Origin of the sequence: Trichocoleus sp. Lan, assembly GCF_039961855.1 — a bacterium.
Taxonomy (GTDB): domain Bacteria; phylum Cyanobacteriota; class Cyanobacteriia; order Cyanobacteriales; family FACHB-T130; genus FACHB-T130.
Window position 1 is genome coordinate 1 of the sequence record NZ_JAMPKA010000044.1, and the last position, 15,174, is coordinate 15,174.

Sequence of the window (15,174 nt, forward strand, 5' to 3'; positions counted from 1 at the left end):
TGGGGTAAACGGACTGTCTGATGTGTTAAAGGTGAAAGTTTTAGCTTGTACTGTACCTCCAAGACTCAGAACTAGCAAAGCTGCACCAGATGTAGCGATCGATAGCTTTTTCAAGATGTTTAAAATTGCCATGTAATGCATAACTCCACAATTACAAAGGTTAGAAAAAACAAGAGGGAATTAACGTGATTCGTTGAACTATACATCCTGTCGCTGCTTGCGCTTCGCAACTAAACTCATACCAAAAGCACCCAATGCGACTAGACCAATTTATTTCGTCTTGCTTTCAAGTATTCCAGTGAGGCTTGTCTGTATATATCTACGCTTCCCATCCGGAATTTTTCGTAGTTTAACAGGAACTTTATTTTCCTATAAATTATTTTTAGCAGCTTATTATTACTTCAATTGCTTGATTTACGGCTATTGGAATCAATTAGAGCTTTTAAAAAAATATAAAGTTTGTATAAAGCTGTGATCTCAATACTTTCGCTGAGATTGGCGGACATGCTATTACGACCTAAACTTCAAATATTTTACGGATTAGATAAGGTGATTTATGAATTTTCGTAATTGCACATCCCCCGACTAGATGAATTACTCAGTTAAACGACTGAAATCTTTTCACAATCGGCTTTTTTAAGAGGCTTCTACAAGTTCAAAGTTGGGTTGCTAGAACTGATCCGACAATATCTAATTTTTATAGAAATATTTCATAACTCATCTATTCAGTGGTTTACGAGACACAGATAAAAAGATGGGTTATGAGCCACGGCAATACTAGGTTTGAGGCGCGTTGTATCAACCTCAGAAATTTGTCTCATAAACGGTCGATAGTGATTTGCATGGTTTTGAGTCTGCTTAGTTCAATGATGGTTATTTCACATCTTCGCTAGCACCTTCTAGAAAGGCGATCGCACCTTTTGCCCAGACATTGTTTTCGGCAAAGTGTTCGCCAACTTTGATGCCTGCTTTCTTACTGCCGTTCCAAAATCGTTTGAGACTAAGGAAGTTCTGCCACCGTTGTTGATCCTGGGCTTCGAGGAGTTTTGCTTCTACTTCAATAATTTGAGGAACGGTGGTTGCGTCTGCCAAAGTGGGGTATTTCTGCTGAAGTTGCTCAATAAATTGCTTGTAGTCGGTGAGTAAAATCTCAAAGGTTTGCTCAGAGGAACTGGTGTGCTGAGTAAATTCTATTGTGCTGCCTTCAGCCGCATAGTTAACGCCAATGGTTGCGTGCTGTTGGTTGAAGATTGGTGCTTTGTCAGTCATGATAGTTAATCTCTTCAGAGTTGTTATGGTTATAGAGTTTGAATCGCTGTTCTTGCTTTTTGAGCGATCTGCTTTCTCTGCGACTAGATGGGCTTGAAAGATTTCGTAGTTGTAGAACTGGCAGCGGTTTTGGATAGAGGCGATCGTATCAGGAAGGTAAAACTCCGGTTGCTTTCGGTGGAGGTTCCACAGATCAGCTAAAACTTGTGGAGCATCAAGTTTTTCTATTGCCCTTGCTGCACTTGAGCGCACTTCCCATTCACATTCACTATCTTCCAAAGCGCTGAGCAATCCTGGAATAGCCATTTCACTGCCTAGCTTGCCTAAAATATCTGCTGCTGTTTCACGCACCTTCCAGTTCTGATTGTTCAAGGCTTGAAGTAATTCTGGAATGACCGCTTCACTGCATAGTTTTTTTAATGCATCTCCTGCACTGTGACGTACACTCAAGTCTTCATCTTCTAGAGCTTGGATTAATCTTGGAATAGCGACTTCACTGCCTAGATATCCTAAAGCATCTGCTGCCTTCCGACGCACATATTGTTCTTGGTCTTCCAAAGCTTCAAGCAATCCTGAGATGGCAACTTCATTACCTAATTTTCCTAAAGCATCTGCTGCCTTCCCACGCACATATTGTTCTTGGTCTTCCAAAGCTTCAAGCAATCTTGGGATGGCAACTTCATTACCTAATTTTCCTAAAGCATCAACTATGCCACAACGCAAGTACAAATCTGGAAAATTCAGAAATTCGAGCAAAGAAGAGAGAATTATTTGACTACGAAGTTTGCCTAAAGCTATTGCAATATAAATGAGCAAAAATATTTCTTGCTCTATTAATATTTGAAATACTTCCAAGACCTCAGTTTTATCACCGACATCTTCTAATACGTCATCTTCCTTAAAGACTTGACTTGATTCCAAGGATTTTTTATGTTTTTCTAGAGCTATTGCAATACGAATTACAAAAAGGTTCTGATCTTCTAACAATTGCAACAAGGCTGGAACAGCAGATGTATCTCCTATTTCTCCCAATGCTTCTACTGCATTTAACCGTACATACCAGTCTTCATCATCTTTTAGTGTTTGTAGTAATTCTGGCACGGCAACGGCATTACCCAAGTTACCCAGAGCATTTACTGCACTACAACGCACTAATGAGTTTTGATGCTTCAAAGTATGAAGTATTCCTGGTATAGCAGCTTCATGACCTAATTCTCTTATCGCCCCAGTAGCAGCTCTACGCACCTGTGCGTTTTCATCTTCTAAGGCTTTGAGTAATCTTGGTATATCAGCTTCACTACCTAACTTTCCTAAAGTTTCTACTGCACCTATACGCACCTCTACTATTTCATCCTCTAAGGCTTTAAGCAAGACAGGAATAATAACTCCTCTATCTAAGTTCTTCAAGGAATCTAACACCTTGATTCGTATGCCAACTTCTGGATCATTAAGAGCTATTAACAAACCTAGAATTACAACTTCACTGCTATATTTTTCTAATATGTATACCGTATTCATGCGTACATCTGTATCTTCATGTTCTAATGCCTTGATCAATCTTGGGACAGCAACTTCGTTACCTAGTTCTCCCAAGATTCTTGCTACTTCCCGATATGTGTATATCTCTTGAGATTCTAAAGCTTGAAGTAGACAAGGAACAGCAGACTGATCTCCCAATTTTCCTAAGGCTATTGCTGCACTTAATCGCACGTCCGGGTCTTGATCGTTTAATACGTTTAGTAATTCTGAAATCGTAGTTTTATTACCAACTTCCCCTAAGATGTATGCTGCTGTTTCACGTAAAAATGGATTTTGGTGTTTCAAAAGATCGAGTAAAGCAGAAATGGTTATTTCAGCTTCCATTCCTACTAAAGCCTCTACTACAGCGTCTCTTACAGCCGAACTGTCCTCTTCTAGTGCTTTTAATAAGCCTGGGAGACTAGCTTTACTACCTATTTTTCCTAACCCCTGAACTGCTCTCCAACGTATCTCTAAGTCTTGCTCTTCTAGAGCCTGAATCAATACTGGAACTGCATCATTAGACATGGTTTGAGCCAAGCTATCAATTTGCAGTTCAGGTGGAAGAGGTACTCGAAGCAAAAGTTCAATAGTTTTGGTCTGGAAACTAGCTTTCACCTCCCCAGCCAATCTTGCGCCTAACATCAAATCCACCTCATCCATCGCTAGCTTCACTACCCGTAATGCCTGGATTTCCTTGTTTTCCAATGCCAGCATCAAGGCAAGGGGTTCTGTCCACTTCAGGTAGTTGAGGTAATCTCTTTTCAGTTGGTCATCGGTTAGGTTCGGCAATAACTTGAGGAGATATTCTGCCGCGTAATATTCCTGTATTAGTTGGTGGCGAAACTCAATGTGTTCTTCAAGATTGGGTTGAATGACAGGTTGGATCAGGTGGTATTTCAGCAGATCCTGAAGCCATTGTTCGGCACACTCTCTAGGATTTGCCCTGTCCTCTTGCTGCAAATACGCTGTTAAACAATTTTCGGCTTCCTCTCTAGGTATTGATAGCTCAGGGTCGATCAAGGTTTTTCCCTGCATCATGACAAAAGCCAGATGACGCAGCAGCTTATACCACTGATCTCTAGAATCCGCTGGGGCATCTGCCTGGAGTTCTTGGTCATGGAGTTGAGCAAACTCTCGAAATGCGAGTCCTAAATTGTCAGGAACCTTGCCATTATGAGCGAATACCCGACAGAGCATCCACAACAACAGTGGCGTTTCGGCAAACTTGCGTAGTCTGTCACCCTGAAGTTGCTGGAATAGCTGATCGCTCTCCTCTCCCAGATATCCCCGCACAAACTCTCGCATTTGTGGTTCCGTCAGGGGAAGCATTTTGAGCGTTTTCTCAATGCCCAGCGTGCCACCCCCACCCAAGTCCCGTGTCGAGACAATCATGGGTGTGTTGCGGCGATAGCGATCGCGGAAATTAGCCACCTCTGTCTCAAAGGCTTTCGGCAACTCGTTTAAACCATCCAGCAACAACAGGAATTGGCCTTGGCGCAGCAGTTCCTCAATCTGGGCAATCTCCAGTGCGATCTGATGACCCACCAGGAAATCTCGAATCAATGCCTCGATCGTCCCAGTACAGCGGCGTAACTTCACCAACACAGGAATTCGAGCATTGGGATCTTGCAGTGCCTTCTCCGCCTCTTCCCAAAGCAACCGTTCTAACGAGGTTGACTTCCCCGATCCAGGCTTGCCGATCAGCACCACATGATCCGCCGCATAGTTTCGTAGCCCTGCTAACACATCCCATTGCTCAACCCGCTCTGGCGTTTCCTGTGCCCCATCGGGTTGATCGCCCTGCTTCTGCTTGTCGAGCTTCACAGTCTCCGCCCGCAACTTCAACCGTGATGAAACCCGACGTTGGGAAACGATCGCGGTATCCTGCTCTATCATTCGCTGCCGATCTTCCACCGTTGTTGGTGTGTAAACGTCTTGCCACTCGCGATAGGCTTCATCGGTAAAGATGGCTTGTAAATAGGGCTGAAAGTCAATTTCAGTTTGCGTCGTAATCAGGTTTACCCAGCGGCGATCTCGCCCATGAAACCCCCGCTGAAGCTCCTGCAATTCAGGAAACTGCTCCAAAATCACCCCGATGGGAATGGCACCACCCCCTAGATCGGACTTGCGATCGCGGGTAAACTTCACCATCCCACAGACTTTCCCAGTTTGACGATTCAGCAGCGCCGATCCACTCATACCCGGTCGCACCTGAGCCTGCTTAAACTTGATCAGGGGTGACACATCCCCCGTCAAGCCTTCACAACTACCCGTCACCGGACAGCCATGCTCAAAATCCTCATCCGGGTAGCCAAAAAAATAGAGATCCTGACCTGTCTGGAGCGCTTCATCCAAATAAACGCAGGGTAAATCAGCATCCCCTGGCGTGAATTGCAACAGCGCCAAATCCAAGTCAGGAACCCGATGAACTAATTCTGCCTCTGCAAAGTTGACTTGTTGCTGCCATCGCACTCGCACCCGATTCGGAGCAACTAAGGCTTTAACAACATGGGCACAAGTGAGAATCAAACCCGGAGCCACAAAAAAGCCCGTCCCCCAACCCAGTTGACCAGGGATAGATAGTTTCACCGTACACTGCTGTAACAGATCCTCTAATTGCCTCACGGCTCAATCCTTAGGCTAGGCTTCCCATTCCAGGGTAATCTCTAAATTCCCTTTGCCAGAGCCTTTGACAATCACCGCTGTGAGTTGCCCCGACTCGATCGCCAGTTCCATGCCAAACTTCACCGTCGCCTTCTTAGGTTTCACCTTCTGGATCGGAGTAGCAATCATCTGCACTACCCCCTCAATCGCGTCTGCAACAGGCTGAAATTGCTTGACATCAAACCCAACATCCTCTCGCCCCGTACTAGCAACTTCGACTTTAACGACAGCCCCATTCGGAAGCTGAACTGGAACGGTATCACCGCGAGATTCTGTAAAGCTCATTAACAATGTATCTCCTAAATTGAATGGCTATCTCATGCGAGCGCCCACTGAAATTAATCTTAATCCATCGCATCAATTGGCTTCCCAGCACGATACACATCCCCAAAATACTCATTCTCTTCGAGTGTGTCGATTAAGCGGCGATGACGCGCAATGGAATGCCTGCATTGCTCATTTGAGTTAAAGCCGTGCGTCGAAAAGAGTGTGTTGAGGCTCCTTCGATTCCCGCCCACCGACTCGCTTTTCTGAATATCCGGGCGGCGGAGTCGGGGTTGATGTGCCCAACATTGAACCGACCAGGAAATAAATACACATCCCCGGCAACTGGTTGATAGGTTGCGAGGATGGAGCGTAGGTCTTCAATGATCGGGATGGTACGGGTGTCCAATTGCCCTTTTGTGTTGGCTTTTCTAATTAATAGGTAGGGACGCACCTGACGCTGAGTGTCATAAACGTCTTGGGTTAAAAGGGTGCAAGCTTCATTAATTCTGCAAGCACTAAATAGGGCGACGGCAAACAGAGCGCGATCTCGCTCGGTCTGAAGCCCTTTGCCCAATAGCAATTGAATTTCAGTTTGGGAAAGAATCTTGGCTCTCCCGTGTCGGTCTACTTTCAACCTGACTACTCTCGCATCACTGCACCTGATTTAATGGCACCGGGGGGTAGCTTGTCTAGGGCAACTCTGAGGTTCCAATTGGGACTTCAATGCAAAAAATGGAGAGAGCTGTAACGCCAGAAGGTGAGTAAGTAGTAGCGAGTCATTTGCATTCCATAGATTCAGGCGAAATCTCAAAGCTTGATTAAAAGCACACTGAATCAAAACTCAGTAAATGTACCATGTGCGATACAGCGTCTCATCGCTTAGGCTCGATTGGGAAAGCCTTAGGAGGCAGAAAAGATAGTGTCAAAAAGTAAGTCTCAACAACTTATTTTCGGAAAATCTAAGTTAAGCTTTGTAGGATTTTAATATCCAGATATTTTTCGGATAAAATCCAGGGTTGCCCTGGATACTTTTCTCTTTTTATTTCAGCCTAAACCATGAATAATAGCCCCGGTGGTGCATTCAATCAGCAGTCATTTTTGACTACCAAAGTTAAAATATTTTCGCTAATCGTCGCGGTTATTGGCTTATTAATATTACTGCCTGAGTTTTTTCGCTGCCAATGGAGTGAGTTGCTAAGCCATTTGCACCTAACATCTTTGCTGCTTTTAGGAGATTTTCATTTATTTTTTGTTCTCCTTTGCCTATGGCCGGAGTGGTGGTCAATGCATTCAGATAACTATTCATCTCGAAAAATTATTTTAGGCGTATTGTATTCTGTAGCTTGGGCAGCAACTGTATGCATTCTGACCATTTTTTTTTGGGCTTTTTTTAGGGCGCTCCTTCCAAAAACATTTACTTATTTCAAGACGGGAGCTGCGTTAATCGGACTCAATTTCTCTTTTTTGAAGCAAATCAAAGCACGAGAAAGAAAAAAAGCTTTAATTCCGTGGGGGATAAGTTTAGTAATTTGCTCATCTGTTTTTTTTAGCGAAACTCCTTATACTACACCAATTAGCTTTCATTCAAAACTAGCCGATTTTGAAGCGGTAGTAGCTTTAGTAGATTCAGGAAAGCTAACTTCTAACGTTGATCTTCCTTGCCAATATAACTATCTTGCAAATGGGGGTGTCAAATCCAACAGAGGAAGAATAGCAATTACTAAAGAAAAAGAAACAACAATCATTAAATTCTGGCAGCAGGACTATGGGCTTGATAGGAGTGATACCGTTATTTACAGGTCAGACAATAAAGATATTTCTTTCTATACTTCACCATATAGCCAGGAAATTATTAAACTAAAAAACCATTGGTTTTGGGAAATTGAAAGACGTTAAAATTGCTAAATTGATAAAGCATACTTCTTGGAAAGAATTAATAAATACAAGAACTGATACTGAATCACGACCAACTACTGTTGTGGGAAGTTCGGGGGGAGTGTGATTGCTCCGGTCTTCACCAATTGAAGGAAGTGATTGAGCAGGTTAAGTTGCCAAAGTAGATGAGGGAGATTTTGGGATCTTCTGGTAAAGTTAGTGCCCCAATTCTTGACAATCTGTAAACTCAATCTAGTGGCTTTTGATAAAGCGTTAATGTAGCTCTTTCTGTAGCCTTTGTTCGGATTAATAGCTACCCAATGAGTACAGTAGTCTATTGGTTCTAGAGGAATTTTGCGGAAAGCTCCTATCCTCTGCTCAAACTCACTCCGAGAAAGGCTTTCAGTCTCCATTGATTTCCAGCTATAGGGTTGATAAATCTTAGCGAATATTGCTAGGTGGTTGAAGTGATATCGGTTACTGAAATTCTGGTTGTAAATGCATCTGGGCTTGTTTAACTTCTGCAAGCAACCACAAGTTCTCGATTGGATACAAAACCAAGTCCCAATTGGAACTTAATCTTCAATCAGGCGAATCCCACAGCACAGCCCAAACCCGAAACCTAACAGCATTCCTTTGTACAGTTCTTTGGGACAACAGAGTTAAGAAACCGAAACAGCAGGCGATCGCCAAACTGACAATTGAAATATTTTTAATTCTTCTGCGGCTTCTAATTCTCATCGCCTTTCCAACCGCTCAGATTACTAGTCTTCTCTCATTCAACTGTTTCAAGCTGGCGGTATTCATTGTCGCGACCAGAAACTTGGGTTGATCGCATTCAGGACAGTGGTTTAAGAATTTTTATCGATAGCCTCGATTGAAGTTGAGAGAGACTTTCGTTCCAATCCGGGAAAAATCCATTTCCCGGATTCGGACACGGAGAAGAGCATGATAAGGTATTGCAGAACATAAGGCAAGGTTAGTTTATTCACTCCATCTCTATATAATCCGACGTTCTACAGGTTTCTATCTATTGTCATAAAGATGCGATACGAAAAGGATTCAAGATTAATTAGGATATTGGCAAATTCAACATACAGTGAGATACACCCAACTGGCACTAGGGCAGTTTGAAGGTGTTCGGGACTGAGATAAAAGATATCTAACAATTGGTGTGGCATTTAGTATTGATGTTGTAAGATAAGCGCTTGTATTTAATGGTTGTATAATTGAAAATTGGTATGGAGAGAGTTTTATGGAAGAAATAGAGTTTTACTACGAGAATCGCAGATATACCTGTAATATTTCGCAAGATAATCCTTTAGGTACGTTACTGATTAAAAATCCAGAAGGTGCTGTACTTGAAATTACGAAAGGGCAACAAACTGGGCAGAAAAAAACAATAACTGGCAGCATTGGACAAGTCGATCTATCTCATCCTTACTTACAAGGTCTAATCTCAGCAGCTCAAAATGCAAAGGAAAAACAAATTGAACGAACTAGAGAAGAGCAAAGACAAGCTGAACAAAAAAAGCAGTTGGAATTTCAACGAAAGAAGCAAGCAGAAGAAATAGCTCAAAAAGAAGAAAACTTTATTCAAGCTGTTGAAATTCAATTTGAAGAAAATATTAAAAGTTTGTCGCAAATGTTGAAGATTGCTTTTCTTGGAAAGGTAAGTTCCGGAAAAAGCTCATTAATAAATGCATATTTAGAGCGAGATCGCTCTGATATGCTTGCAAAAGTTGGGGCAGAAGCAGGTATTACAACTGAACCGTGCGAATTTCAAATAAGTAAAAATGTTATACTTATTGACTTACCTGGACTTGATGATATACGTGCGGAGAACAGCAGACTCACACAGAACTATTTAAGTAGAGTTGATGTAAGCATTCTTGTTGTAACTGGAGCAGCGGATGCTTCTCAAAAGAAGCATTTTAATAACTTAAAAGCGCACTGTAATTCTGTTTTTGTTGTCTTAAATAAAATTGATGAATGGGACAAGTTGAATCCTTCAGCTCTAGAAAAAGTTATTAATCAATGGCAGCAGACTCTTCAGCTTGAAAAAATTTACCCTTGCTGTGCAAATGGTTACGATCCAGAGACTCGTTCTGATATTCAACTAGATATTCGAGGGGTGGACTTGCTTCGGCAGGATATTAACGGTTTTTTAGATACAAAGGGGAAAAAGCTTTTACTCGCCCACCAGATGCCTGATAAACGACCTTATGCAGTAGGAATAATTGCAGGAGCTGTAGCTCTAGTTGCTGGTCAAGCTATTCTTCCGGGTAGAGCAGCTTTTATTACAGCTACACAAGCTGCTGCAATTGCCTCTTTATACTACTTGTACACTGGAGAAATTCTTTCAAAAGGTACAGCTTTTGCAATGTTACCAATATTTGCAGGACAGGCTGTTGCTTCTTCCGTTTTTCTTTTTGTTACGTCTTTTATACCACCAACAGGTGTTATTGAGGTAGCAGCAGCAATTACGGCAGCTTCAATAACTATTGCTATGTTATCCGCAGTTAATTTTGTACTCGAAAGCGGAGCAAATATAGAAGATAAAGAACTTCTTAAATCAAAGTTTCAAAGCTACCAGAAGCAAGCTGAAGCACTATTAAAAGGATTAGCACTAAGCGACGTAAGAAATTTCAATAAAATTAATTTTGATGAGATTGTTAATAAATTCATATAACTTGAAAAGATTATTTTCTCCATTTTGAAATATGACAATGGGCGCTTACGAAAGAACAAAAAGACTAGATTCCGCCGCAGTTGCGGGTGTGGCTTCGCTATCGCAGTGAAAATACTTTGGCGCACACCGAACGCCGCCCAAGTCAAAACGAAAATCGAAATAGTGTTTTCCTTAGGTTGTCGGGAAAGTGCGATCACTCCTTAATTTGTACCAACTGCTTCTGAAATTAAGTTACACCCTTCTTTTCCAGCAAAGATAATAAAATCGGTTGCTTATTAGCTACATAAGTCACTGGCTTCTTTGTTTTTCTAACCTTACCCTCTTTTACAGCTCTATTTAACCAATCCTCTACTTGTCCTTTTCGGACATCCAGAGACTCGGCAAGAGATATCGCATCCTTGGGCTGCTCTAAATGATTGAGGATAAATGGTAAAACTGCTTCGTAGATGTCTTTTGGAGATGGCTGATTAACAGGGAGAAGCATACCTGTGAATGAGTCCGCTACTACTGAGGGTTTATTTGCCACAACATCTGCTACCTCAGAGTCTGTCACTTCCACTTCAGCCGTTGTTGGTTTAACCTCCGAGGTAGCTGACTCATTGACATGAAAAATCACACCTGTAGATGGCTCTACTACTGAGGGTTTATTTGCCACAACATCTGCTACCTCAGAGTCTGTCACTTCCACTTCAGCTGTTGTTGGTTTAACCTCCGAGGTAGCTGCTTCTAACCATGTCCTCAATCGTCCCATCAATGAACTAGCAGGTATTACTGACAAAGGTTTTGCTCCCTTTTTAAGCAGTTGCCGATTACCTTCTGGTACATTTTCCTGCATCCGCACAAAAATTGGGACATCCTTTATCCGTTCCAGCGCCTCAGTAGCACCTGCCCAAGTACCGCCCTTACCAACTGAGGAACTGACTACGAGGGCATAATCAGCTACAGCATAGATATACTTGTTTCGACCCATCGCATTACCAGCATTGAAGCTAGCACCAGGATCGACGGCAGAAACCAGGGCAAGTCTGCCTTCTTTAATGCCAGCACGATACTTGCCAGCAACTGCTGCCTTGCTTAAGCTATCAGCAAGTACACCTACAGCGGTTCCACCTGCTTCTAAAACTGCTAGCATAGCCGCTTGATCTACCCCACGCGCCCCACCGGAAACTACCTGTATTCCTTGTTCAGCACAACTTTGTGCAACCCTCTGGGTATAGCCAAGTCCTTCTTCATCAACATCACGAGAACCGACGACAGCCAATCCTCCTTCAGAGAGCAGTTCTATGTTACCAATGCCATAGAGAATTGCTGGTGCTGAATGTCTCAGTCTCTGCTTAAGACGCTTGGGATAGTGAGAGTCACCTCGTCCCAGTACCCATAGTCCTTGATTCGTCCACTTCTCGACTGCCAAGCCCAGCATAACACCTCGTTCCAGTAAAGCTACCAGCCTGTCAGAGTTGAGCTTGCCAATGCAAATTTTCGATAACCGATTTTTGAAAGTTGGATTGAGTAAATCTCCTGGATTCATCTCATTTTCAAGTAGCCAACTTGCTAAGGAGTTATACTCACCAAGCGTTAAGGGCTGCGGTTCCATTTGCCGATTTTGCCCAAAGCTGGCACACAATAATAAAATTCCTTGGGTATTTGGTGACAGCACATGGTTTAACATAATTTCCTAATCCGCTTGATCTAAAGAAGTAAGTCCCAATGCCAGAGGAAAAACCTGACCATTTCCATCACGACGTAAAAGCGCAGCAATGACAGTAAAAGTCCAACGGGAATCTACCATATCATCAATTAAGAAAACTGAACCTTCCATGCCTTGCCAAGTGTCAACCTCAAATACACCATCTAAATTATGAGCTTGTTGGTAACTATTACTCATCTCTTTTTGTTGTTTATTTGGGCGGGTTTTCCGAACAACTTGCTTAAAGGGTAAATCTAATTTTTCAGCCAGCCGTTGAGCAAAATTTGGTACAAGTTCTAGACGATTCAATGAGGGAACGCAAGTGACCCAAGTTGGAAAAGGCTGAGGTTGCCAACGTTGAATCATCTCAAAAGCACCCTGGACCAGCGCATCATCAAAATGATTATCCCGATATTTACCTTGCTTAACTAATTCTCCCCAACCAGCATCACCCCAAAGAGATAACGCCCTTCCCTCCTCTGTTCGTAAATTGTCTCTAATATTCCCTGAAAAGCCATAAATTGGTAGTGCTTGTGAAGGCCATTTTTTACGGGGTTCAATGATTTGGTCACTGCGACGTAGATACTGGATTGCTTGATTGACCCGTTGCAGGGAGTAGGTTTCTGGCAATAAAGGTCTACTCAAGCACACAGTACATTTGCCACAAACAGTTGGGTTGGGATCATCTAATTCTATTGCTAGAAAAGTCATCAAGCATTGTTTGCTTTCCGTATATTCCAGCATCCGAGTTTGTTCAGAGCTGCGGATTTGCGTCAACTGTTCTATTTTTTCAGTATTAGGCTGATAAGACACTGCGGTAGCATACCACTTGGAGCTTTGCTTAGTTACAGGTGCGGGGGATTCCAGCGATAGGAGTTTCAAAACCTTTTCAATTTGTCCTCTAGAAAGATTGAGTTGCTGCTCTAGTTGGGGAACCGAAAAGCCGTCATCTGCCTGTTCTAAAGCTCTTAAAACCTCCTGAATATGAGCTTCTGGAGGAAAGGCAGTTCTAATGAAATAATTAGTAATTTCGTCGTCTTCATCACCGCTGAGAAGAATTCCATAAGCTTGCTCTACCGCTCTACCCGCTCGTCCCACTTGTTGATAATAATGAACAACAGAACCTGGACGTTGGTAATGAATGACAAATCCCAAATCGGGCTTATCAAAGCCCATTCCTAAAGCAGTGGTTGATACCAATGCTTTGATTTCATTGTTGAGGAGTTGGTCTTCTAATGCTAAACGTTGTTCATTAGTTAGGTCACTATGATAAGCTTTAGCGTCAATTCCTTGTATCTTTAACCAATCGGCAACTCGTTCGGCATCTCTGACAGTGAGCGTGTAAATAATGCCGCTACCAGGTAAGCTTGGAAGGTATTCGGCTAACCAAGCCATTCGTGCTGCTGGACTGGGAAGCTTGATATTTTGCAATTGCAAGCTTTTTCGAGTCAGCGAGCCTCTTGATACGCGCAGATTGGCTCCCAATTGAGCAATGATATCGTTAACCACTCTGTTGTTAGCTGTGGCGGTTGTGGCAAGCACTGGAATGTTCTGAGGAAGTGCTTGCAAAACCCGAACAATGCGCCGATAGTCGGGACGAAAATCGTGTCCCCAGTCAGAGATACAATGGGCTTCATCAACGACAAATAATCCAATACGTTGAGATATTGGTAACAGAACAGTTTCTCGAAATTTCTCATTTGCCAGTCGTTCAGGGGAAATCAGTAGGATATCGACTCTTCCTGCTAGCAACCGAGCTTTTATTGGTTCCCATTCTTCTGTATTACTAGAGTTAATCGTCGCAGCTTTAACGCCAATGCGTTCGGCTGCGGCAATTTGGTTTCGCATGAGAGCCAGTAGTGGTGAAATGAGGAGTGTTGGACCAGCACCAGCATCTCGTAGCAATCGAGTCGCCAGAAAATAAACTAAACTTTTGCCCCAGCCAGTACGTTGAACAACCAACAACCGCGCTCGCTTCCCAATTAAGGCAGATATCGCGTCCCATTGTCCATCCCGAAAGTCAGCTGTTGGGTCATTCAGGGCTTGACGGAGAAGTAATAACGCCTGATTTCTGAGTTCTGTTGTCATATCCATACCCAGTTTGGGAAAGCCACCTGTTTCTTCTATCAAAGCTGATAGATGCTGAGAATGTGTATCTCCGACAGTCTTAATTATCCAAAGCGATCGCGCACTGAGGTTGAACTCGATTGAGCCAATAGCTTAAACTCTAAGAGAAGCTCTCAACCCGCATAGAATAGGGAATAGTGTAGTTATTGCGTGGCTCTCGCTGTGGTAACTATCACGATTGAAATTCCAGATGACCTTCCAGAACAACTGGCTCAGTTAGGTAATAGCTTGCCAGAACTATTGCAGCAGTGCGTTCAGCAGGCAATCTTCTCTTCTATGTTTACCCTTGGCGGCGATCGCATTCAGGGCAGGGATTCAGGAATCCTTTTCAATAAAACTAGAAACCTCTATTGGAGTTGAGAAAGGATTTTCTTCCAAGTCGTCATACCTACATTTCTCAACTGGCGATCGCGCTGCTGTCCGCTCCGGCTCTACATCGTCATACATGGTTTTCCCGACCCTAACCTACTTTTGCCATCCCACCTGCGGCTTTTCCATGAGGTTTATTGTTTCAAAGGCATAAGTCACCCCGCAGATCGCCCAGATCGCACCCTTCATTCTGCAAGGCTTAGTCTTAACAATGGAAAAATTTTGGTCGTTAGTGAGGAGTCAGAAGGAACTGTCCCATTTTTGATGTCTGACCGTTCGCTGCCTGGAGGTCTGTAATGGCGAAAAATCGTTGTTCGGGATGGCGAGTGTCCCATTTATGGTTCAAATTGGGACAGTTGAACAGGTACTAGCGATCGTAGACTTGTCAATCAGGACAGCCAAAAAAGCCTTAATTTATAGGCTTTTGAGCCTTACCGACCAAAATTTTTCCGTTGCTATAACTAAGCCTACTTCTCCATCATTACATTTTTGGCAGTACCCCTTTTCTCTATCTTTTTGGAATACACCAAATCCAATTTTACAATCATCTGACTTTCTCCCTAACTTTTCCTTGCTTACAAAGAGTGCTTCAAGCTATTAAAGAACAGTTTAGGTTTAACCAAATCTAATTTGTAGGGAACGATGATAGCGCTTTTAATCTGACAACAATCCTTTTTTTGCAAACCGCTGAGGGCACAGAAGA

At 42.9% G+C, this 15,174-nt stretch carries 8 protein-coding genes and 1 pseudogene; 4 read left to right on the forward strand and 5 right to left on the reverse strand.

Annotated features, from left to right (window positions below; all coding sequences use genetic code 11):
• Window positions 1–873: 873 nt before the first annotated feature.
• The 3 genes from NDA03_RS25755 to NDA03_RS25765 form a co-directional block, all read right to left on the reverse strand.
• Window positions 874–5,415: a HEAT repeat domain-containing protein gene (locus tag NDA03_RS25755; RefSeq protein WP_348239543.1), complete on the reverse strand. Its 4,542-nt coding sequence runs from the start codon at window positions 5,413–5,415 to the stop codon at window positions 874–876.
• A 15-nt stretch (window positions 5,416–5,430) separates the two neighbouring features.
• Window positions 5,431–5,739, reverse strand: coding sequence for a CU044_2847 family protein (locus NDA03_RS25760; protein WP_348239544.1), 309 nt, complete (start codon window positions 5,737–5,739; stop codon window positions 5,431–5,433).
• Between the two features lie 133 nt (window positions 5,740–5,872).
• Window positions 5,873–6,355 carry a site-specific integrase gene (locus NDA03_RS25765; RefSeq protein ID WP_348239545.1) on the reverse strand — a complete coding sequence of 161 codons (483 nt, stop codon included), beginning with the start codon at window positions 6,353–6,355 and terminating at the stop codon, window positions 5,873–5,875.
• Between the two features lie 422 nt (window positions 6,356–6,777).
• On the opposite strand from NDA03_RS25765, the gene NDA03_RS25770 reads away from it, so the two are divergent.
• The 3 genes and pseudogenes from NDA03_RS25770 to NDA03_RS25780 all read left to right on the forward strand — a co-directional run.
• Window positions 6,778–7,617: a hypothetical protein gene (locus NDA03_RS25770; protein WP_348239546.1), complete on the forward strand. Its 840-nt coding sequence runs from the start codon at window positions 6,778–6,780 to the stop codon at window positions 7,615–7,617.
• 1,234 nt (window positions 7,618–8,851) lie between these two features.
• Entirely contained in the window at window positions 8,852–10,288 is a 1,437-nt protein-coding gene (locus NDA03_RS25775) for a GTPase (RefSeq protein ID WP_348239547.1), read from the forward strand.
• Window positions 10,289–10,332: 44 nt separating this feature from the next.
• A pseudogene (locus NDA03_RS25780) lies at window positions 10,333–10,451 on the forward strand (Precorrin-3B methylase); the annotation flags it as partial.
• Between the two features lie 63 nt (window positions 10,452–10,514).
• Here the strand turns inward: NDA03_RS25780 and NDA03_RS25785 are convergent.
• Together NDA03_RS25785 and NDA03_RS25790 are read right to left on the reverse strand one after the other, a co-directional pair.
• Window positions 10,515–11,957, reverse strand: coding sequence for a DNA-processing protein DprA (locus tag NDA03_RS25785; RefSeq protein WP_348239548.1), 1,443 nt, complete (start codon window positions 11,955–11,957; stop codon window positions 10,515–10,517).
• Between the two features lie 6 nt (window positions 11,958–11,963).
• Window positions 11,964–14,063, reverse strand: coding sequence for a RecQ family ATP-dependent DNA helicase (locus NDA03_RS25790; RefSeq protein WP_348239554.1), 2,100 nt, complete (start codon window positions 14,061–14,063; stop codon window positions 11,964–11,966).
• A gap of 201 nt (window positions 14,064–14,264) precedes the next feature.
• Here NDA03_RS25790 and NDA03_RS25795 point away from each other — a divergent pair, with 201 nt between their 5' ends.
• Window positions 14,265–14,462 (forward strand): hypothetical protein, encoded by a 198-nt coding sequence (locus NDA03_RS25795; protein ID WP_348239549.1) that lies wholly within the window; start codon window positions 14,265–14,267, stop codon window positions 14,460–14,462.
• The last annotated feature ends 712 nt before the right edge of the window (window positions 14,463–15,174 follow it).

What these genes read in the sequence shown, in the direction of transcription:
- NDA03_RS25775 (WP_348239547.1), top strand. Translation starts at nt 8,852, where the DNA reads ATGGAAGAAATAGAGTTTTACTACGAGAATCGCAGATATACCTGTAAT.
- NDA03_RS25790 (WP_348239554.1), bottom strand. Translation starts at nt 14,063, where the DNA reads ATGACAACAGAACTCAGAAATCAGGCGTTATTACTTCTCCGTCAAGCC.
- NDA03_RS25785 (WP_348239548.1), bottom strand. Translation starts at nt 11,957, where the DNA reads ATGTTAAACCATGTGCTGTCACCAAATACCCAAGGAATTTTATTATTG.
- NDA03_RS25760 (WP_348239544.1), bottom strand. Translation starts at nt 5,739, where the DNA reads ATGAGCTTTACAGAATCTCGCGGTGATACCGTTCCAGTTCAGCTTCCG.
- NDA03_RS25770 (WP_348239546.1), top strand. Translation starts at nt 6,778, where the DNA reads ATGAATAATAGCCCCGGTGGTGCATTCAATCAGCAGTCATTTTTGACT.